Genomic DNA, 19,231 nt, shown 5'->3' with positions numbered 1-19,231 from the left:
TTTTTCAAGCCACCAAACCTATGAAGATTTCAATTATCAAGATTGGCGGGAACGTCATTGACTTCCCTGACAAACTGGATGAGTTTTTGGCCCTTTTCGCCAAATTCCCAGGAAACAAAATCCTCGTGCATGGAGGCGGCGTGATGGCGTCCCGCTTTGGGGAGTCGCTGGGCGTGATGCCCGAGATGGTCGATGGCCGTCGGATTACGGACAAGGACACCCTGGACATCGTCACCATGGTCTATGCGGGCCTGATCAACAAAAACCTGGTGGCCAAGCTGCAAGCTCTCAAAGTCAACGCCATCGGCATGACCGGCGCGGACGGCAACCTGATCCGCTCCATCAAGCGTCCCGTGAAGGGGATTGACTACGGCTTTGTAGGCGATATCCAAGAGATCAATGTCAAGCTGATCGACGCACTGCTTACCGCCGGGCTCCAGCCCGTGGTCAATGCGATCACCCACGACAAAAAAGGCCAACTGCTCAATACGAACGCCGACTCCATCGCTTCTGCTCTGGCGACAAGCCTAGCCGCCGAACACCAAGTGAACCTCTACTTTTGCTTCAACAAAGCCGGTGTGCTGGTCGATGAGAAGAACGACAACTCCATCATCCCGCTGATCAACGAGGATATCTATGCCGAGCTGCGCAAGGAAAACGTGATCCACTCCGGCATGATCCCCAAGCTGGACAACGCCTTTGCGGCTTTGGAAAAGGGCGTGAACCACGTGTGGATCGGAAAGGCCGAAAACCTACTCCTCGCTGCCAAGGGTAAACTCTCAGGCACCACCATCGAGCGCAACCGATTTGACCTATACTGATGGAGAAGCCAAAAGCACTTTTTGATGAGGCGGTACAGCTGCTCAAGGACTTGATCGCCATCCCCTCCTACTCCAAGGAGGAGGGCAAGACTGCGGATAGGATTGAAGTCTTTTTGACAGAAAAAGGCATAAACGTCAATCGCTCAGGAAACAATGTCTGGGCTTTCGCAAGCGAGTACAACCCCGTGTTGCCTACGATTTGGCTCAATTCCCACCACGACACCGTTAAGCCCAACAATGGCTACACCAAAGATCCCTTTTTGCCCAGCGTCGAAGGCGGGAAGCTTTTCGGGCTCGGCAGCAACGATGCCGGTGGACCGCTGGTGTGCCTGATTGCCACCTTTTGCCATTTCATCGGCAAGCCCTTACCCTTCAACCTGCTCCTGATCGCCTCTGCGGAAGAGGAGATTTCCGGGCCAAATGGGATAGCCTCACTGACAGCAACTTTGCCCGAAGCGGAGCTCGCCATCGTGGGCGAACCCACCCAAATGCGTCTCGCGGTAGCCGAAAAAGGCCTGCTGGTGATCGATGCCAAAATCCATGGCAAGGCCGGCCACGCCGCCCGGGAGGAAGGTGTCAACGCGATCTACCTAGCCATGGAAGACCTCGACGAGATCAGAAACTTCGAATTTTTCAAATCCTCACCCTTCCTGGGACGTACCAAAGTCACGATGACGGTCATCAAGGCTGGCCACCAGCACAACGTGATTCCCGATCTCTGTGAGTACACCCTGGACGTACGCGTGACAGATGCCTATACCCTGGAGGAGGCCTTTGCCGAGCTCCAGCGGAATCTCAAGGCAGACCTGACGCCCCGCTCCATGCGCTTGCAGTCCTCCCACTTACCGGACGGACACCTGATGTACCGCGTGGCAGCCAAGCTGGAGCTCGAAAAATTCGGCAGCCCCACGCTCTCCGACCAGGCGCTTATCCCTTGGCCTTCGGTCAAGATCGGTCCCGGCGACTCCGCCAGGTCTCATACAGCCGACGAATTCATTTTCCTGGAGGAAATCAAAAACGGAATCCAAGGCTACATCTCCATCGTCAACAAATACGCTGAACTCAGCTAAAGCAACTTACCCATGAAACTCTGGCAAAAAGCCACCGGCAGCAAAAAAGAAGTAGAACAGTTCACCATCGGCCGCGATCCCGAATTCGACATCGTGCTGGCACCATTTGACGTGCTCGGCTCCATGGCCCATGCCCACATGCTGGAAAAGATCGGTTTGCTGACCGCCGAGGACAATGTTGTTTTGCAAAAGGGGCTGAAAGAAATCTACGCGGAGATCGGCGAGGGCAAGTTCGCCATCGCACCGGGCGTGGAAGACGTGCACTCCCAGGTAGAGTTTTTGCTCACGGAGCGCTATGGGGAAGTGGGAAAAAAACTGCACAGCGGCCGCAGCCGAAATGACCAGGTGCTGGTCGACCTCAAGCTGTTTTACCGCTCGGCCATCCGGGAGTTGGTAGAAGAGATCGAGGAGCTGTTTGCGATGCTGATGGAGCTTTCCGAAAAGCACAAAAATAACCTCATGCCCGGCTACACCCACACCCAGCTGGCCATGCCTTCTTCCTTTGGACTTTGGTTTGGTTCTTTTGCCGAAGGCCTGACCGAGGATCTGGGCTTGCTCAAGGCCGCCTTTGACCTGAGCAACAAAAATCCCCTGGGCTCTGCGGCTGGCTATGGCTCCAGCTTTCCCCTGGACAGAACCTTGACGACGGAGCTTTTGGGCTTTGCAGACCTGCACCACAATGTGATCAATGCGCAAAACAGCCGAGGGAAAACCGAGCGCACGCTGGCTTTTGCCATGGCGGGAATCGCCGGTACGCTAAACAGGCTGGCGACGGACGTGTGCCTGTTTATGAACCAGCACTTTGCCTTCATCGCCTTTCCGGACGACCTGACTACGGGCAGCAGCATCATGCCGCACAAGAAGAACCCGGACGTCTTTGAGCTGATTCGTGCCAAAACCAACCAAATCCAGGGCGTACCGACGACGGTAAGCCTGCTGCTGACCAACATGAGCACGGGCTACCACCGCGACATGCAGCTGCTGAAGGAAGAGATCTTCCCGGCCTTTGAGATGCTGAAGTCCTGCGTGGCCATGAGTACCTTCATGCTCCGCTCGATCAAAGTCCGCCAAAACATCCTCCAAGACTCCTTTTATAAGCATCTTTTCTCCGTGGAAGTGGTCAACGAGCTCGTGCTGAAGGGCGTGCCTTTCCGTGATGCCTACAAGCAGGTGGGGCTTGAAATCGAAGCAGACCAGTTTGCCCCAGACCAGAGCCAGTTGAGCCATAGCCATGAGGGCAGCATCGGCAATCTATCTCTGGCGGCAATCCAGGGGAAAATGGATGCAGCTAAACAGGCCTTTGACTTCAGCAAAATCGACCTAGCCTACAGCAGCCTGATCAGCTAGAATTTTATTTTACCCGATAAGTGAATCGGAAAATATTCTAGGCGGAAAATTATTTTTAGCGTGTATTGCTTTTATTCAAGCGGTACTATTCTTATTTTCTGCACTATGAACGGACTTTTTGGAGAGAATCTGAAGTACGACCTCAGGTCGAGCTTGGTGGTGTTCTTGGTAGCACTCCCCCTTTGTTTGGGGATCGCGGTGGCCAGTGGAGCGCCCCCCATGGCAGGCTTGATTGCCGGTATCATCGGCGGGATCGTCGCAGGGTCGATTTCCGGTTCGCACGTGGCCGTCAGTGGTCCAGCGGCAGGCTTGACCGTTATCGTGCTCGACTCGATCTCCAGCTTGGGGGGATTTCAGCTTTTCCTGGGCGCCGTAGTTGCCGCGGGGCTCATACAGTTTTTGCTAGGCGTGGTCCGCGCTGGAGTTTTGGGCTATTATTTTCCGCACTCCGTGATCAAAGGCATGCTTACGGCAATTGGCTTGATTCTGATCCTAAAACAGATCCCCCATGCATTGGGCTACGACAAAGACCACATCGGCGATATGGCCTTTGAGCAGATGGATCAGCACAATACCTTCACGGAGATCTACTATGCCTTCATCTACAACAGCCCCGGCGCCATTCCCATTGTATTGATTGGCTTGCTTATATTGTTTTTGTTTGAAAAGCCAAAGATCAAAAGCCACAAGATCATCGGCGTCATACCGGGCCCGCTTTGGGCCGTGATTGCCGGAATCGTCATCAACGAGACCTATCGATTTTGGATGCCAAGCTGGCAGGTCGGGGGCGACCATCTGGTCTCGATTCCTGAGCTCAGCAGTCTCAGCGAGTTTACCACCCTTCTGACCTTTCCCGATTTCAGTCTGGTGACAGATGCTAGTTTCTGGCTTGTAGCCTTCACCATCGCGATCATCGCCAGTATCGAGACCCTACTCAGTGTCGAGGCTGGAGACAAACTTGACCCCTACAAACGCATCACTCCGGCCAGCCGGGAGCTGGTCGCGCAGGGCACCGGCAACGTTCTTTCCGGATTCGTAGGCGGATTGCCCCTGACGGTGGTGATCGTCCGCACCACCGCCAACGTGTCCTCAGGAGCCCGCACCAAGATGTCGGCGATTTTCCATGGCTTTTTGCTCCTGATCTTGGTACTTGCGATTCCAGGGGTGCTCAACAAAATACCACTCAGCTGTCTGGCAGCAGTGCTGTTTTTGGTAGGATACAAGCTGGCCAATCCAGCCATCTTTATCAAAGAATACAAAAAAGGTTTTGACCAGTTTCTACCCTTTGTGATCACGGTATTTGCCATTCTGTTTACCGACCTGCTCGTCGGCATAGGCATTGGCATGGTCGTAGGGCTGTTTTTTGTCATAAAAACCAATTTCCATCGCTCTCTGATGGTGACCGAGCTCAACGGCAACTACCTGGTAAAGCTGCAAAAGGACGTTTCTTTCCTCAATAAGGCTCCTCTCATGAAGCAACTTTCCACTATCCCACCGGGAAGTAACGTCGTCCTCAACGCGGTCAAGGCGCGCTTTATCGATCATGACATCCAAGAGTTGCTGCACGATTTTATCGAAACAGCCCCTGACAAGGACATTCAAATAATACTGGAAGGATTCTCCAACAATGTGAGACAAAAAGTATGAACCCCTACGAAAAACTTTTACTTCAAAACAAAGCCTGGTCTGAAGAAAAAACCCAAGTGGACAAAGACTTCTTCAGCCGGCTGGCCGGACAACAAAAGCCAAAATTCCTGTGGATAGGATGCTCCGATAGCCGGGTTCCCGCAAACGAAATCACCGGAACCGATCCCGGGGAGATCTTTGTCCATCGAAACATCGCCAACATGGTCGTACACACCGACCTCAATATGCTCTCCGTACTCCAGTATGCCGTCGAAGTCCTCCAAGTGGAGCACGTCATCGTCTGTGGCCACTATGGCTGTGGCGGTATCGAGGCAGCCCTTGGCAACAGAAGCCTGGGCCTGATCAACAAGTGGCTTCGCAACATCAAGGAAGTCTATAAAATGTACAATGGCGAAATCGACGGGATAGACAACCATTCCGAGAAGGTCAACCGCCTTGTGGAGCTCAATGTGATGGAGCAATGCCAAGACCTCATCAAAACGTCCATCATCCAAAAGGCCTGGAAAGCACGCCAAGCTCCTGAGATCCACGGTTGGGTCTACGGCCTAAATAACGGTCTGGTCAAAGAACTCACCACCATCAAAGCGGACTTTGAGGCCATCAACCCAATTTTCCGCTACGACCAAGCCGATCTGTAGCCTTTTGATTTTTTTCCCGGAAGCTGAGCTAAGATTTTGATTTCTCGGTTTCCGGGTATTTCTTTGCACATCCTTTCACTTTTGGTGCGGGGATTTATACAGAAGAGGCGAGAGACAGGCTCTATGACCCTCTGGCAACCCCGCAAATGCGGAAAGGTGCCAATTCCTGCCGACTGGGGTATTCTCTTTCGGGACTATAAATTCTTTGCAAGATGCACAAGCGATTTATTCTCAAGATTTCTTTAGGCTATCAGCCGCAGCCCTCCCCCATGGAGTCTGTTTTCCGCCTTTCCCGGAACGAGCGTGTTCTGAGGATGGCTTCTCCGTTTCCGAGTTTTTGTCAATTATCTTTTTTCCAACCCATATAATCCCTGTTTTATGTCTGCTACCTATCGCTTCGAAACCCTCCAGCTCCATGCCGGACAAGAGCCCGACTCTGCCACCAACTCCAGGGCAGTACCCATCTATCAAACGACTTCCTACGTGTTCAACAGTGCCGAGCACGGCGCCAACCTATTTGGACTGAAGGAATTTGGAAACATCTACACACGGATCATGAATCCGACCACGGATGTGTTTGAAAAAAGAATCGCCGCGCTAGAAGGTGGCGTGGCCGCCGTCGCGACCAGCTCCGGCCAAGCCGCACAGTTTCTCGCGCTGAACAACATCATGCAGGCCGGGGACAATTTCGTTTCCACCAGCTTTCTCTACGGAGGCACCTACAACCAGTTTAAGGTGGCTTTCAAGCGGGTGGGCATCGAAGCCCGCTTTGCAAAAGGAGACTCCCCGGAGGCCTTCGAAAAGCTGATCGACTCCAAGACCAAAGCGATCTACCTGGAGACGATCGGCAACCCCGAATTCAATATTCCCGACTTTGATGCCATCGCCGCCCTGGCCAAAAAACATGACATTCCTTTGGTCGTCGACAATACCTTTGGCGCGGGTGGATACCTCTTCCAGCCTATCTCCCGCGGTGCCAATATCGTCGTCTCCTCCGCTACCAAGTGGATCGGCGGCCATGGCACCTCCATTGGGGGTATCATCGTCGATGCCGGCAACTACAACTGGGGCAACGGCAAGTTTCCGCAGTTCTCAGAGCCTTCGGAGGGCTATCATGGATTGAACTTTTGGGAGGTTTTTGGGGAAAACAATCCGCTGGGACTGCCAAACATCGCTTTCGCCATCCGGGCAAGAGTGGAAGGATTGCGTGACTTTGGACCGGCGATCAGCCCCTTCAATTCCTTCCTGCTGCTACAGGGCATAGAGACGCTTTCGCTGCGCGTGCAAAGAACCGTGGACAATGCCCTCGAAATCGCAAAATGGCTGGAAGCCCATCCACAAGTCTCCAAAGTGAACTATCCAGGGCTGCCGTCTTCGCCTTACCATGCCTTGGGCAAAAAATACCTGAGAAACGGATTCGGCGGCGTGCTAAGCTTCGAGATCAAGGGAAGCAAGGAGCAGACCTCCGCTTTCATCAACAGCCTGGAGCTGGTATCCCACCTGGCCAACGTAGGCGATGCCAAGACCCTGATCATCCAGCCTTCGGCCACTACCCACCAGCAGCTTTCCGACGAGGAGCAGCTTGCGGCGGGCGTCACCCCTACTCTGCTGCGCATCTCCCTCGGCATCGAGCACATCGACGATATCAAGGCTGACCTACAGCAAGCATTCGACAAAATCTGATTACCCCGATAAATGAATTTGACAAGCCAATACGCTGAACCGACTATGACCCAGGAGATTTTCCAAGCTACAGAACCGCTACATCTGGAATCTGGAGAAATCCTGAAAGATTACCAACTCGCCTACACCACCTATGGACAGTTGAATCCCGACCGATCCAATGTGGTCTGGGTGATCCATGCGCTCACGGGAGATTCCAAGGCAGCCGAATGGTGGAGCGGCCTGATCGGAGAAGACAAGTTCTTTGATCCGGCAGACCACTTCATCGTCTGCGCCAACCTGCTCGGGAGCTGCTACGGATCTACCAATCCTTTCAGTGAAAACCCGGCCACCGGCGAGCCTTATTTCTATGACTTCCCCCAAGTCACTCCACGTGATCTGGCGGCAAGTCTGGAGCAGCTCCGTATCCATCTGGGAATAGGCCAGATCCACACCTTGATCGGTGGATCTTTGGGAGGGCAAGTTGGTCTGGAATGGGCAGTGACTCTGGGTCAAAAACTCAAAAATGCGGTCATCTTGGCTTCTACGGCAAAGACATCCCCTTGGGTGATTGGCCTGAATGAGACGCAGCGCATGGCCATCGAGTCGGACAGCACTTGGGGCGAAAGGCACGAACTGGCTGGAAGCAAGGGCCTGGAAGCTGCCCGCGCCATTGCGATGGTCAGCTATCGCCATCCGGACGACCTGACCATCAAGCAAAGTGACCGGGAGGAGAAACTGGACGGTTTCCGGGCCGCTTCCTACCTGAGATACCAAGGCCAAAAGCTGGCCAAGCGATTCAATGCCCTGTCCTACTGGACGCTTTCCAAAGCCATGGACAGCCATGATCTGGGCAGAAATCGTGGCGGCGTAGATGCGGCAATTGCTTCCATCGAAGCGAGGATTCTCACGATTGGCGTGAATTCAGACTTGCTTTTCCTGCCCAAGGAATCCCAGTACATCAGCCAAAAGGCCAAGCGCGGCACCTACAAGGAGATCAACTCCACAGCGGGGCATGACGCCTTTCTCATCGAGTTTGAGCAGCTGGCATACTTTCTCAAGTCCTACTACTTGGAGCAAAAATAAAAAAGGCGGGGCAACCCGCTTTTTTTATTTCACCCTCGTCCACTCCACCGTCTTGCCTACGAAGGAAAAGCCAAGATACCCCCTGAGCTCTAAGATGTCGGCAGACGGTAGCCGAATCTCACAGGAATAGGTTTTGCCGGTTTTCGGGTCGTAGATCTCTCCATCCTTCCAGATGCCCCCTTCATACTCCAGCCCATCGAGCAGCTTCAGGCCGATCAGTGGCCTGTTTCTCAGTTGCGCTTCGCTGTTGTTTTTGTCTGTGGCAGGTTTCCCATTCGGGTTTGGGTTTTTGAGCCACACGATTTTTCCCGAATAGCTCGATCCGCTCTTTTCTATCTCGACTTGGGCGGTCTTCTCCGTGTTGTACCAAGTTCCGAGGATCGCATCGGCGGACTGGGCTTTGCTTTCAAAAGCGGCTGCAAGGAAGAGGAGCAGAAAGAGGCATTTTGACGCTAGTTGGCTTGTTTTCGTAAAATTTAAGGTTTGATATGCCTAAATACGGATAGATTTGAAACTGTTATGGATGAGGCAGAAAATTTAACACAGCAGCGGAGCGGACATTTCACAGGTTTCCAGTCGCACACGCTGGGTTTTCTTTTGGAAAAAGCTCTTTGGGTCAAGGACTTGGACCTACTCTTGATTGCCGACCTGCACTTTGGCAAGGCGGCCCATTTCCGAAAGTCAGGTATCCCCATCCCGGAGCCCGTCCACAATCTAGACCTCATCCGCCTTCAGCAGCTCCACAGCGAGTTCCGGCCCAAGGACACCTATTTTCTTGGAGACCTCTTCCACTCCGACTGGAACGGACAATGGACCTACCTCAACCAGTTTCTGGAAAGCTTTGGCCACACCACTTTCCACCTCGTCAAGGGAAACCATGACGTGCTCTCGCCCGAGGCTTACCGGCAGTCTGTTCTTCAAATCCACAAGGAACCTCTGGAGATTGGGCCTTTTCTGCTTTCCCACGAACCCATGGACACCATTCCCCCCGGTAAGCTCAATATCTGCGGCCATATCCATCCGGGTGTGAGGCTGACGGGAAAAGCCCGGCAGTCAGTGATGCTGCCCTGTTTCTTCCAAAGCGAAAGCCAGCTGCTTCTGCCTGCTTTTGGGAATTTCACCGGGCTGGCGCGGATACGGCCCAAGGCTGGGGATAAAATCTGGGCAATTGCCCCCGGAAAAATCATCCCGCTCGTTTCTGGCACATCGATTGGTTAAATCCCAACGGCTTTCCTATTTTTGACCTGAATTTTCCCACTATGGCGCAGCTTTCCCGCAAGAAAAAGACACTCGGACATTTCAAGTTTGGCAGTGTGCTCTTCAGTACCACCCTCTCGCTTTTTATCGTCGGGCTGTTTGGAGTGATCCTCATCCAGGCCAGGTCGCTGACCAAGATGATCCGGGAAAACGTGGAAGTGCAGATTTTTCTGGACAAAGGCCTCTCTGAGGAGCAGCTGGGAGAGATCAGGAAAAACATTTCCGGCCGGCCTTTCATCCTCACCAAGGCCGACACGCTAGGCCTGCGCTTCATCTCCGACGAGGAGGCTGCTGCGACCTTCATCGAAAATACCGGCGAGGACTTCACCGAGTTTCTGGAGGACAACCCGCTTCGCGACAGCTATGTGATCATGGTCGCGGAGGAGTTTCAGACCTCTGAGCAGCTGGATGCCATAGCCAAGGACCTGGAGGCTATTTCGGGCGTGTTTGAGGTGTCTTACATGACTGACTTGGTCGACTCGATCAACAAAAACCTGCTGAAAGTAAGCTTGGTCATGGGCGGATTTATCCTGATCCTGATCATCACCGTGGTGATGCTGATCAACAATACGATCCGCTTGGCGCTCTTTTCGCAGCGCTTTCTCATCCGATCCATGCAGCTCGTGGGCGCTACCCGGGGCTTTATCAGAAAGCCTTTCCTGATGCGGGCGCTGCTGTTTGGCATGATCGCCGGAGCGGTAGCCTCGGCCATTCTCTTTGGGCTGGTCGAATACACCAAGTCCAACATTGAGGGCTTTGTGATGCTCCAAAACCAATCCCTGCTGCTGCTCCTCTTCGCCACGCTCATCCTCACTGGAGGGGTACTTTCCGTATTCAGCACCCTGCGGGCAGTCAACAAGTACTTAAACATGTCTCTGGACGAACTATATTAAAACTATGGATAATTCTCCCCTTCCTTTTTCCAAAAGAAACTACCAGCTCATGCTGGTGGGATTGGCGATGATCGTGTTGGGATTCGTCCTGATCGGCCTCGACGGACAGCCGCACGGCAACGGATTTCTCGGCCTGACCCTTGGCCCCATCGTGACCTTGGCTGGCTTTATTTTTGAGTTTTACGCGATTTTTGCAAAAGCCGAAAAGCGCTAACACCCTCCTTCCCGGCCTGAGTAGCCAGGCCGACTAACTTACCGACATGCAGCAAGAAGCTTATGGAGAAGTATTTCTGATCGACAAGCCACTGGAATGGACTTCCTTTGACGTGGTCAAAAAAGTAAGAAACGCCCTTCGTATCAAGAAAGTGGGCCATGCGGGCACACTTGACCCTTTGGCCACCGGCCTATTGATCGTCTGCGCGGGCAAGCAGACCAAGCAGATCGAGACCTACATGGGCCAGGAAAAAGAGTACACCGGCACCTTTGTGATCGGGGCGACTACGGAGTCCTTTGATCTAGAGAAACCTGTAATTCCCGTTGGCGATTTTTCCCAAGTGACTCTTGAACAAGTCAAAAGTGCCGCAGCCCAGCTGACCGGCGACATTCTCCAGGTGCCTCCCATGCACTCCGCCATCAAGGTGGATGGCAAGCGCGTGTATGAGTCCGCCCGCAAAGGACTGGAGGTCAAGATGGAAGCGCGCCCAGTTCAGGTGCGTGAATTTGAAATCACACGTTTTGAGGGGGATGAGGTCGATTTTCGGATCTCCTGTTCCAAAGGCACCTACATCCGCAGCCTCGCGCGGGACCTGGGCGAAATACTCGGAACCGGAGCCTATCTGAAAGCGCTCTGTCGCACCCGCATCGGCGATTTTCTCCTGTCGGATGCCCATCATCTACCCGATCTGATCGAAGAAATCAAAGCCAGACCCCATGAAAATCTATGAAGGACTGGAGGGCTTTACTCCGGTCAAAAATGCCGTAGTCACCTCGGGGACCTTTGACGGGGTCCATCTGGGGCATCAGAAGATCCTCAAGCGCATCCGCGAGATCGCCAGGTCTATCCAGGGAGAGACGGTCCTGATTACTTTTTGGCCGCATCCCCGGCTGGTGCTTTACCCAAAAGAGCACAATCTCAGATTGCTCAGCACTTTTGAGGAAAAAGCCAAGTTGCTGCGCCAGTTTGGGATAGACCACCTGATCACGATTCCCTTTACACAGGAGTTTTCCCAACTGACTTCAGAGGAGTTTATCCGGAAAGTACTCATCGACGCCATACATACCCGCAAGCTGGTGATCGGCTACGACCACCGCTTTGGCAAAAACCGGGAAGGAAGCTTCGAGTATCTCAAGGCAAATAGCCACGCTTTTGGGCTGGAGCTGGAGGAAATATCCCGACAGGACGTGGAAGAAATCGCCGTGTCGAGCACCAAGATCCGCAAGGCGCTGGAGTCTGGTGACGTCAAAACAGCCGAGAGCTGCCTGGGGCGCCCTTATGAGCTCAACGGCTTGGTGATCAAAGGCCAGCAGATCGGACGCTCCATCGGCTTTCCCACGGCCAACATCCACATCCCCAACGACTACAAACTTATCCCCCGGGATGGCGTTTACGCAGTAGAGGCTTCAGTCGAAGGCGTACTCTACAAAGCCATGCTCAACATCGGCAACCGGCCGACGGTGGACGGGACCAAAAAGACGGTAGAAGCCCACCTGTTTGATTTCCAAGGCGATCTCTACAGCAAGCAGATCACGGTTTATTTTCATGAATTCTTGCGCGAAGAGCGGAAATTTGACAGTTTGGAAGCATTGAAGGCCCAGTTGGGAAAAGACCAGCAGGCCGCGAAGTCTTTACTTTAAACCCAAATACCGTATGATCGACAAGACTGTGAAGAGTGCACAGGAGGCCGTGGCCGATATCCCCAGCGACAGCACGCTGATGATGGGTGGCTTTGGACTCTGTGGCATTCCCGAAAACTGCATCCAAGCCCTCCTCGAAAAGGACATCAAAGGGCTCACCATCATCTCCAACAACGCCGGCGTGGATGACTTTGGCATCGGCCTATTACTCCAAAAGAGGATGGTGAAAAAGATGATTTCCAGCTACGTGGGCGAAAATGCCGAGTTTGAGCGGCAACTGCTCAGCGGGGAGCTGGAGGTGGATTTGATCCCCCAGGGCACCTTGGCCGAGCGAGTGAGGGCTGGAGGAGCTGGTATTCCGGCTTTTTTCACCCCTGCCGGAGTAGGCACGGAAGTGGCCGAGGGCAAAGAGACGCGGGAGTTTGATGGCAAGCTCTACCTGATGGAAAGCTGGCTGCGAGCTGACTTTTCGATTGTGAAAGCCTGGAAAGGCGACCACTCGGGCAACTTGGTGTTCAAAGGCACCGCAAGGAATTTTAACCCTATCATGGCGACTGCGGGCAAGATTTGCATCGCGGAAGTGGAAGAACTGGTGGCCGACGGAGAGCTGGATCCCAACGAGATCCATACCCCTGGCATCTTTGTACAGCGCATCTTCCAAGGGCTGCGCTACGAGAAGCGAATCGAGAAACGAACCGTAACCCACTGACGCCATGCTGACCAAAGAACAAATAGCCCAACGCATCGCCCGAGAGGTGAAAGACGGACAATACATCAATCTCGGCATCGGCATCCCTACCCTAGTCGCCAACTACATTCCCGAAAACCTGAGCGTCGTCCTGCAATCCGAAAACGGCCTGCTCGGCATCGGCCCCTTCCCATCGGAGGACGAAGTCGACGCAGACCTGATCAATGCCGGCAAGCAGACCATTTCCGTGCTGCCAGGCTCGGCGCTGTTTCATTCGGCAGATTCCTTTGCCATGATCCGGGGTGGCCATGTACATCTGACTATCCTGGGAGCGATGGAAGTGTCGGAAAACGGCGACATTGCCAACTGGAAAATACCCGGCAAGATGGTGAAGGGCATGGGTGGTGCCATGGACCTCGTGGCCTCGGCAGACAACATCATCGTGGCCATGCAGCACTGCTCCAAGGATGGACAGTCCAAGCTCCTCCCCGACTGCACGCTGCCCATCACGGGTATCCGATGCGTCAGGAAGATCGTGTCCGACCTCGCTGTCCTGGAGGTTGCGCCGAGGGGAGGCTTTGTCCTCAAGGAGCGAGCTCCCGGAGTGTCCGTGGAGGAAATCAAAGCCAAAACTGCCGGAAAGCTGATCATCGAGGGAGAAATCCCCGAAATGACATTCGATTAACACAAAACCTGGGAACTCGCCAAGACCTGGACGGGTTTCCCCTTAAATTTTATCCCATATGAAAAAATCAGACATCAACTTCCAGATCGAACTGGATGACAATAACCTCCCCAAAGCGATCCAGTGGGATGCCTCTGACAAGGAGTCTGGGGGCATGGAATCCACCAAGAGCATCAGCGTGAACGTCTGGGACAACCTCAACCACGCCACGCTCCGCATCGACCTTTGGACCGAGGAGATGTCTGTCGTGGAGATGAAGCGCTTCTACATCGACATCCTGGGCGGTATGGCACAGACCATACTCAACAGCACCGGGGACGAGTACTTCTCCGAGGAAATGAAGGAGCTGTGCGACCGCTTGGTCAAGCATGTCAACGAGGAAAACAAAAGGAATTCCTGATCGGAATTCACCGGCACGGAAGGCATGGGCGACCCCATGCCTTTTTTTGTGCCCGCCAAAAGCGAAAAAACCGTTTTTAGTAATTTTTAATAAATCCATCCCCTCGCTTCTGTATTTCTAAAGGACTTGGAGAATAATTTCTGATTCTCCTCAAAATAGGCCTCAGTTTCCATTTTTAGGCAATTTTTAAAAAATCCGACATGTCCAATTATTTAATCCGAAGGGGTTGTTAATTCGGTTTTTACCATAAATTTCGATCAAATCAATATCTAATCACCTCAATTAACAACACCAAAAAAACTACGCAAAATAGCCTATGAGAAATTTTACCAGAAAAATCTGGGCGGCGGTTTTAAGCTTGACACTGTTGGTTTCCTTGGGAACCGCGCCAGTGTTTGCCCAGACTACCATTTCCGGAACGGTCACCGACAAGGAGACCAAGGAAACCCTCGTGGGAGTCAACATCATCGTAAAGGGAAAGGTGATCGGCACGATCTCCGACCTTTCCGGTAAATTCTCCCTGAATGTAAACCAGGAGCCACCTTTCACCTTGGTATTTTCCATGGTGGGCTACACCTCCCAGGAAGTAGAAGTGGGTGGAGGCATGTCCAGTCTGGACGTCGTCATGGAAGAGGCCTCAATCATGGGACAGGAAGTGGTCATCTCCGCCTCCCGCGTCGAAGAGAGCATCATGAAGTCTCCTGTCTCGGTGGAAAAGATGGACATCATCGCCATTCGTGAAGTACCCCAAGCGAGCTTTTTCGATGCACTCAACAATATGAAGGGCGTGGAGATGAGTACGCAGTCCCTCACTTTCAAGTCCTTTAATACCAGGGGATTCAACTCCAACGGAAACGTGCGGACGGTGCAGATGATCGACGGAATGGACAACCAAGCCCCGGGCTTAAACTTCTCCGTCGGCAACATTGCCGGTATTTCGGAGCTCGATCTCGAGAGCGTCGAATTGATCCCAGGGGCGGCTTCAGCCCTCTATGGACCCAACGCCATCAACGGCATCCTGCTGATGAACTCCAAAAACCCCTTTCAATATCAGGGGCTTTCAGCGAGTGTGAAGACAGGCGTCATGAGCGAAAAGTCCAGGACTTCTGCCAGCACCGGCTTTTATGACTTCAGCGCGAGATATGCCAAAGCTTTCTCGGACAAGGTCGCTTTCAAGGTCAACGTCAGCTACCTGACTGCGGATGATTGGCAGGCAAATGACTTCCGAGATCAGTCCCTGCTCAACGGATCTACCATCGAGACGGGCAATCCGCTCAACAATCCCGGCTACAATGGAGTGAACGTGTATGGAGACGAGACCAACGTCAGCATGACCAGCGTGGCAAACCAAATGGTGGCAGCAGGCGTACTTCCCTCCGCTGCCCTGGCCTTGATCCCCAGCCAGTTTGTCTCCAGGACAGGCTATAAGGAAAACGAACTCGCGGACTACAACACCAAATCCCTGAAACTGAACGGTGCGCTCCACTGGAGACTCAATGACCGGGTGGAAGCCGTCCTGCAAGGCAATTATGGCTACGGCACCACGGTTTACACCGGGGCGGATCGCTACTCCATCGCCAATTTCAGCTTGGGTCAGTACAAGGCTGAGCTGAGAGGCGCAAACTGGTTCCTGCGGGCCTACACCACTCAGGAACGGTCCGGAGACGCATTTGCGGTAGGTATCGCTGCCCAAGGCATTAATGAAGAATGGAAGCAAAGCACCCAGTGGTTTCCCGAGTATGTAGGGGCCTATGCGCAAGCAAGACTACAGGGCGCGGATGATCTGGCTGCCCATGCCGCTGCTAGGGCATTTGCGGACCAAGGCAGGCTCATGCCGGGTACGCCGGAATTTGAGGCGGCCAAGAACAAAGTGACTTCCAAACCGATCCCTGGCGACGCGACTGGCGTCGGGGCTCAGTTTGTGGACAAGACCAACCTGTACCATTTCGAAGGCTCCTATCAGTTCAAAGACATCACTTGGGCGGATTTCGTAGTAGGTGCAAACTACCGGATCTACGCATTGAACTCTGAGAAGACGCTTTTTGCCACGGATGAAAACGGCGACGAATTCAAAATCAACGAATACGGTGGCTACCTGCAGGGCTCTAAACTACTGTTTAGCGACAAGTTCAAGCTGACAGCTTCCGTGCGCTATGACAAAAACGAAAACTTCAAAGGCCAATGGTCTCCAAGGGTATCGGGCGTCTATTCCGTGGGCGACCACAATTTCAGGGCTTCCTACCAGACCGGATTCCGCATCCCTACCACCCAAGACCAATACATCGACTTGCTGACTCCCCAAGCGAGGTTATTGGGTGGACTTCCTCTTTTCAGAGATCGGTACAACATGGTATCCAACCCCGTCTATCCACTTTCCTCGGTTCAGACGTTTGGCGCAGGCGTGCAGGCAGACATCCAGCCCAACTCTCCGGTCTACCAACAAAGCATCCAACAAGCTACCCAACTGGCAATCGCACAAGCTACCCAGATCGTGACCCAACAAGTACAGTCAGGTCAGATCCCACCTGAGCAAGCTCCCGCGGCCATTGCGGCGCTAGTCCCCCAGCTGGTACCACAGATCGCTGGCCAGCTGGTTCCTGTCAACGCTTCCACCGCCAATCTCGACAAACTGACTCCGTATGAGTTCAGGGATTTCGAGCCGGAAGTGGTGAAGTCATTTGAAGTGGGATACAAGGGACTGTTTGCCAACCGACTGCTCGTAGACGCATACGCCTATTTCAACCGGTTTGAGAACTTCATCGGTGGACAGGTGCTCGTTCAGGATGGCAATTCTACGACAGGTTCCCAAGGACCAAATCCGATCACAGGACTTAATCTCATCGGTGTGGGTCCTGGAGGAAGAAACGTGTACTCAGTCCCAGTCAACAGAACCGAAATCATCAAATCTTGGGGCTGGGCTCTGGGGATGGACTACAAGCTAAGCAAGGGATACTCTCTGGGCGGCAATGTGTCGTACAACACACTGTCCAACCTCGAGGACTTTGCTGAGACTGGCTTTCAGCCATCCTTCAACACGCCAGAGTACCGCTATGTGCTCAACTTTGCCAATAGAGAAGTCATCGACAATCTCGGCTTCTCCCTCTCCTACAGATGGCAAGGTGATTTTGTATGGCAGTCGTCTTTCGTGAATACTTCAGTCTCCTCCCAGCAGCTGTCCGTGATGCCTTCTTTCGGCACCTTTGACGCGCAGCTGAGCTACAAGCTGAAAAGCATCAAGTCCATCCTGAAAGTAGGCGGTTCCAACCTGTTCAACTCCACCGGCTATCGCCAAGCCTGGGGCAACCCGACCGTGGGCACGATGTACTACGTCAGCCTTACTTTCGATGAATTCTTAAATTAAACCCACAGATAGCCTAGCAGCTGAAAGCCATCCTTTTGGATGGCTTTCTTTTTTCCACTCTGGAAAAAGATGGAAAGGAGGTGGTTTAGGCCAAAGTCGGTACGAAAGACCTTTTGGGAAAGCCACCTATTCTTTCTCCGATAGAAGTTCCCTCCTGCACGCGTAGCTACAAACAAAAACAGCCTCCGGAGATGATCCGGAGGCTGTTTTTGTTTGGTGTAAAGTGAGCGTCAACGAACGTCTCCCATGAGCTTGCGCAATACAGGTCTCAAAAGGAAGAGCACAACAGCAGAGCCGATCACGGTGTACACGATCATCATAAACTGATCCGGCATCGCGGCCAAGCCCTCTTCGGTGCCTCCGCTTGCCTCTCCGGCGATGATCCCGGCTACCAGGTTGCCCAAAGCAACGGACAGGAACCAAATCCCCATCATCTGCCCCGCATAGCCTTTCGGAGCGAGCTTGGTGGTAAGGGAAAGGCCTACCGGTGACAGGCTCAGCTCACCAAAGGTGTGCAGCATATAGGTCACGATCAGCCAAGTCGGTGCTGCCAGGTCACCTGAGGCGGCGATCTTCGTAGCGAAGTACATCACAAAGAAACCAAGGCCCAGTAAGAGCAAGCCGAAGGTAAACTTCAGCGGAGAGCTTGGCTCCAGGTGGATTCTACCCAACCAGATCCACAGCGCGGCAAAAACCGGCGCGAAGATGATGATGAAGAGTGAATTGATGGACTGGAAATATCCGGTAGGGATTTCCCATCCGAAGATGTTGCGATCCGTGAATCGCTCCGCAAAAAGGTTCAATGTAGAACCCGCCTGCTCAAATCCAGACCAAAACATGGCGGAGAAAATGAACAGGATGGCGATTGCGCCGACTTTCTTTTTGTCAGAGCTCTCCAATCCTCCAAACAGGATCACATAGCCCAAGTAGCCAAACGCCACGATGGCGATGACCGTACCCGAAGCCCCTGCAATAGCCGATGCGTCGATGGGCACGACTCCGGTGAAAAGGATGGCGACGACCACAGCGCCTACCAGGCCGATTAGGGAAGTCATGGAGCGCAGTTTTTTCGTCGCTGCCACTTCCTCAGCAGTCACCGCGACCGGAGCCTCTCCATAGCCATCCAGCGCACCGCCGGTCAGCTTGTACTGGACCAGGCCAATCACCATGCCAAGGCCAGCGAGGCCGAAGCCCATGTGCATGTCAAATTCTGCTACAGTACTACAGGCGATTGGGGCAATGAAGCCTCCCAGGTTGATTCCCATGTAGAAGATCGAGAAGCCTGCGTCACGCTTGGAGCTGCCCGCTGGATAGAGCTGACCAACGATGGAGCTGATGTTGGGCTTGAGCAAGCCAGTTCCCAGCACGATGAGGATCAGACCTAGGAAGAAAGAAGTGGTGTCCAGCGTGTTGAGGCTTTCCTTTGGCCCGGCCGATCCGTTTATCCAGGATTCTATTCCGGGCAGAGCCATCATGAAGTGGCCCAGGGCAATGATGATCCCGCCGTACCATACGGACTTTTTCAATCCAAAAAGCCGGTCGGCCAGCCATCCTCCCGGCAAAGCCAACAGATAGACACCCATGGTATAGAGCCCATAGACCGCACCGGCTGTCTTGTCATCAAAGCCCAATCCACCGTCCACGATGGCTTTGGTCATGAACAGGATCAGCAGCGCGCGCATGCCGTAGTAGCTGAAGCGTTCCCACATTTCTGTGAAAAACAAGGTCATCAGCCCCTTGGGATGCCCAAATGCCGTAGGCCCGGTAAATTCAGAGTTAAGTTGTTTTTCCAAGAATCAATTTTTAAGGGTAAGAAACAGAA

The 19,231-nt window shown here is 53.2% G+C and carries 18 protein-coding genes and 1 riboswitch; of the genes, 16 read left to right on the top strand and 2 right to left on the bottom strand.

Annotated elements, in window-relative coordinates; translation table 11 throughout:
• Positions 1 to 20: 20 nt before the first annotated feature.
• From argB to J0A68_RS14075, 7 genes are all read left to right on the top strand, one after another.
• Positions 21 to 821: an acetylglutamate kinase gene (gene argB, locus J0A68_RS14105; RefSeq protein WP_206578851.1), complete on the top strand. Its 801-nt coding sequence runs from the start codon at positions 21 to 23 to the stop codon at positions 819 to 821.
• Complete coding sequence (locus tag J0A68_RS14100; RefSeq protein WP_206578850.1) at positions 821 to 1,891, top strand: M20/M25/M40 family metallo-hydrolase; 1,071 nt, start codon at positions 821 to 823, stop codon at positions 1,889 to 1,891. Before argB ends, J0A68_RS14100 begins: the two co-directional genes overlap by 1 nt.
• Before the next feature lie 12 nt (positions 1,892 to 1,903).
• Positions 1,904 to 3,238, top strand: coding sequence for an argininosuccinate lyase (gene argH / locus J0A68_RS14095; protein ID WP_206578849.1), 1,335 nt, complete (start codon positions 1,904 to 1,906; stop codon positions 3,236 to 3,238).
• A 105-nt stretch (positions 3,239 to 3,343) separates the two neighbouring features.
• On the top strand, positions 3,344 to 4,885 hold the full coding sequence (locus tag J0A68_RS14090) for a SulP family inorganic anion transporter (RefSeq protein WP_206578848.1): 1,542 nt from the start codon (positions 3,344 to 3,346) through the stop codon (positions 4,883 to 4,885).
• Positions 4,882 to 5,523: a carbonate dehydratase gene (gene can / locus J0A68_RS14085; RefSeq protein WP_206578847.1), complete on the top strand. Its 642-nt coding sequence runs from the start codon at positions 4,882 to 4,884 to the stop codon at positions 5,521 to 5,523. Before J0A68_RS14090 ends, can begins: the two co-directional genes overlap by 4 nt.
• A 91-nt stretch (positions 5,524 to 5,614) precedes the next feature.
• A riboswitch (SAM riboswitch) is annotated at positions 5,615 to 5,726 on the top strand.
• A gap of 175 nt (positions 5,727 to 5,901) precedes the next feature.
• Complete coding sequence (locus tag J0A68_RS14080; RefSeq protein ID WP_206578846.1) at positions 5,902 to 7,206, top strand: O-acetylhomoserine aminocarboxypropyltransferase/cysteine synthase family protein; 1,305 nt, start codon at positions 5,902 to 5,904, stop codon at positions 7,204 to 7,206.
• A gap of 12 nt (positions 7,207 to 7,218) precedes the next feature.
• Positions 7,219 to 8,271, top strand: a complete 1,053-nt coding sequence (locus tag J0A68_RS14075) for a homoserine O-acetyltransferase family protein (RefSeq protein WP_206578845.1) — start codon at positions 7,219 to 7,221, stop codon at positions 8,269 to 8,271.
• 24 nt (positions 8,272 to 8,295) lie between these two features.
• Here the strand turns inward: J0A68_RS14075 and J0A68_RS14070 are convergent, their stop codons facing one another.
• Entirely contained in the window at positions 8,296 to 8,652 is a 357-nt protein-coding gene (locus J0A68_RS14070; RefSeq protein ID WP_317195119.1) for a DUF2147 domain-containing protein, read from the bottom strand.
• 138 nt (positions 8,653 to 8,790) lie between these two features.
• On the opposite strand from J0A68_RS14070, the gene pdeM reads away from it, so the two are divergent.
• The 9 genes from pdeM (at position 8,791) to J0A68_RS14025 (ending at position 17,409) form a co-directional block, all read left to right on the top strand.
• Complete coding sequence (gene pdeM, locus J0A68_RS14065; protein WP_206578844.1) at positions 8,791 to 9,489, top strand: ligase-associated DNA damage response endonuclease PdeM; 699 nt, start codon at positions 8,791 to 8,793, stop codon at positions 9,487 to 9,489.
• A 41-nt stretch (positions 9,490 to 9,530) separates the two neighbouring features.
• Positions 9,531 to 10,421 (top strand): cell division protein FtsX, encoded by an 891-nt coding sequence (locus J0A68_RS14060; protein WP_206578843.1) that lies wholly within the window; start codon positions 9,531 to 9,533, stop codon positions 10,419 to 10,421.
• 4 nt (positions 10,422 to 10,425) lie between these two features.
• Positions 10,426 to 10,635 carry a DUF3098 domain-containing protein gene (locus tag J0A68_RS14055; protein ID WP_206578842.1) on the top strand — a complete coding sequence of 70 codons (210 nt, stop codon included), beginning with the start codon at positions 10,426 to 10,428 and terminating at the stop codon, positions 10,633 to 10,635.
• Between the two features lie 46 nt (positions 10,636 to 10,681).
• On the top strand, positions 10,682 to 11,365 hold the full coding sequence (truB, locus tag J0A68_RS14050; RefSeq protein WP_206578841.1) for a tRNA pseudouridine(55) synthase TruB: 684 nt from the start codon (positions 10,682 to 10,684) through the stop codon (positions 11,363 to 11,365).
• A complete protein-coding gene (locus J0A68_RS14045) occupies positions 11,352 to 12,275 on the top strand; it encodes a bifunctional riboflavin kinase/FAD synthetase (protein ID WP_206578840.1) in 924 nt (307 codons plus the stop codon). Before truB ends, J0A68_RS14045 begins: the two co-directional genes overlap by 14 nt.
• 13 nt (positions 12,276 to 12,288) lie before the next feature.
• Positions 12,289 to 12,984, top strand: a complete 696-nt coding sequence (locus J0A68_RS14040; protein WP_206578839.1) for a CoA transferase subunit A — start codon at positions 12,289 to 12,291, stop codon at positions 12,982 to 12,984.
• Between the two features lie 4 nt (positions 12,985 to 12,988).
• The gene (locus J0A68_RS14035; RefSeq protein WP_206578838.1) at positions 12,989 to 13,648 is read left to right on the top strand and encodes a CoA transferase subunit B; all 660 of its coding nucleotides are present in this window, start codon (positions 12,989 to 12,991) and stop codon (positions 13,646 to 13,648) included.
• A gap of 58 nt (positions 13,649 to 13,706) precedes the next feature.
• The gene (gene gldC / locus J0A68_RS14030; RefSeq protein WP_206578837.1) at positions 13,707 to 14,048 is read left to right on the top strand and encodes a gliding motility protein GldC; all 342 of its coding nucleotides are present in this window, start codon (positions 13,707 to 13,709) and stop codon (positions 14,046 to 14,048) included.
• Positions 14,049 to 14,364: 316 nt separating this feature from the next.
• Positions 14,365 to 17,409, top strand: a complete 3,045-nt coding sequence (locus tag J0A68_RS14025) for a TonB-dependent receptor (protein ID WP_206578836.1) — start codon at positions 14,365 to 14,367, stop codon at positions 17,407 to 17,409.
• 230 nt (positions 17,410 to 17,639) lie between these two features.
• Here J0A68_RS14025 and J0A68_RS14020 read toward each other — a convergent pair whose 3' ends face one another.
• Entirely contained in the window at positions 17,640 to 19,139 is a 1,500-nt protein-coding gene (locus J0A68_RS14020; RefSeq protein ID WP_236025602.1) for a peptide MFS transporter, read from the bottom strand.
• Positions 19,140 to 19,231: the final 92 nt, after the last annotated feature.

The sequence above is a fragment of the Algoriphagus oliviformis genome (assembly GCF_017254915.1).
GTDB classification, from domain to species: Bacteria; Bacteroidota; Bacteroidia; order Cytophagales; family Cyclobacteriaceae; genus Algoriphagus; species Algoriphagus oliviformis.
The sequence above is the reverse complement of the archived record's forward strand: the minus strand, read 5'-3'. Positions and strand labels throughout refer to the sequence as shown.

Bases quoted from the DNA above. Each gene is read 5' to 3' on its own strand.
- J0A68_RS14040 (WP_206578839.1), top strand. From the start codon at position 12,289: ATGATCGACAAGACTGTGAAGAGTGCACAGGAGGCCGTGGCCGATATC.
- J0A68_RS14060 (WP_206578843.1), top strand. From the start codon at position 9,531: ATGGCGCAGCTTTCCCGCAAGAAAAAGACACTCGGACATTTCAAGTTT.
- J0A68_RS14080 (WP_206578846.1), top strand. From the start codon at position 5,902: ATGTCTGCTACCTATCGCTTCGAAACCCTCCAGCTCCATGCCGGACAA.
- J0A68_RS14020 (WP_236025602.1), bottom strand. From the start codon at position 19,139: ATGACCTTGTTTTTCACAGAAATGTGGGAACGCTTCAGCTACTACGGC.
- J0A68_RS14035 (WP_206578838.1), top strand. From the start codon at position 12,989: ATGCTGACCAAAGAACAAATAGCCCAACGCATCGCCCGAGAGGTGAAA.
- argB (WP_206578851.1), top strand. From the start codon at position 21: ATGAAGATTTCAATTATCAAGATTGGCGGGAACGTCATTGACTTCCCT.
- pdeM (WP_206578844.1), top strand. From the start codon at position 8,791: ATGGATGAGGCAGAAAATTTAACACAGCAGCGGAGCGGACATTTCACA.
- J0A68_RS14100 (WP_206578850.1), top strand. From the start codon at position 821: ATGGAGAAGCCAAAAGCACTTTTTGATGAGGCGGTACAGCTGCTCAAG.
- argH (WP_206578849.1), top strand. From the start codon at position 1,904: ATGAAACTCTGGCAAAAAGCCACCGGCAGCAAAAAAGAAGTAGAACAG.
- truB (WP_206578841.1), top strand. From the start codon at position 10,682: ATGCAGCAAGAAGCTTATGGAGAAGTATTTCTGATCGACAAGCCACTG.
- J0A68_RS14090 (WP_206578848.1), top strand. From the start codon at position 3,344: ATGAACGGACTTTTTGGAGAGAATCTGAAGTACGACCTCAGGTCGAGC.
- J0A68_RS14055 (WP_206578842.1), top strand. From the start codon at position 10,426: ATGGATAATTCTCCCCTTCCTTTTTCCAAAAGAAACTACCAGCTCATG.
- gldC (WP_206578837.1), top strand. From the start codon at position 13,707: ATGAAAAAATCAGACATCAACTTCCAGATCGAACTGGATGACAATAAC.
- J0A68_RS14025 (WP_206578836.1), top strand. From the start codon at position 14,365: ATGAGAAATTTTACCAGAAAAATCTGGGCGGCGGTTTTAAGCTTGACA.
- J0A68_RS14075 (WP_206578845.1), top strand. From the start codon at position 7,219: ATGAATTTGACAAGCCAATACGCTGAACCGACTATGACCCAGGAGATT.
- J0A68_RS14045 (WP_206578840.1), top strand. From the start codon at position 11,352: ATGAAAATCTATGAAGGACTGGAGGGCTTTACTCCGGTCAAAAATGCC.
- can (WP_206578847.1), top strand. From the start codon at position 4,882: ATGAACCCCTACGAAAAACTTTTACTTCAAAACAAAGCCTGGTCTGAA.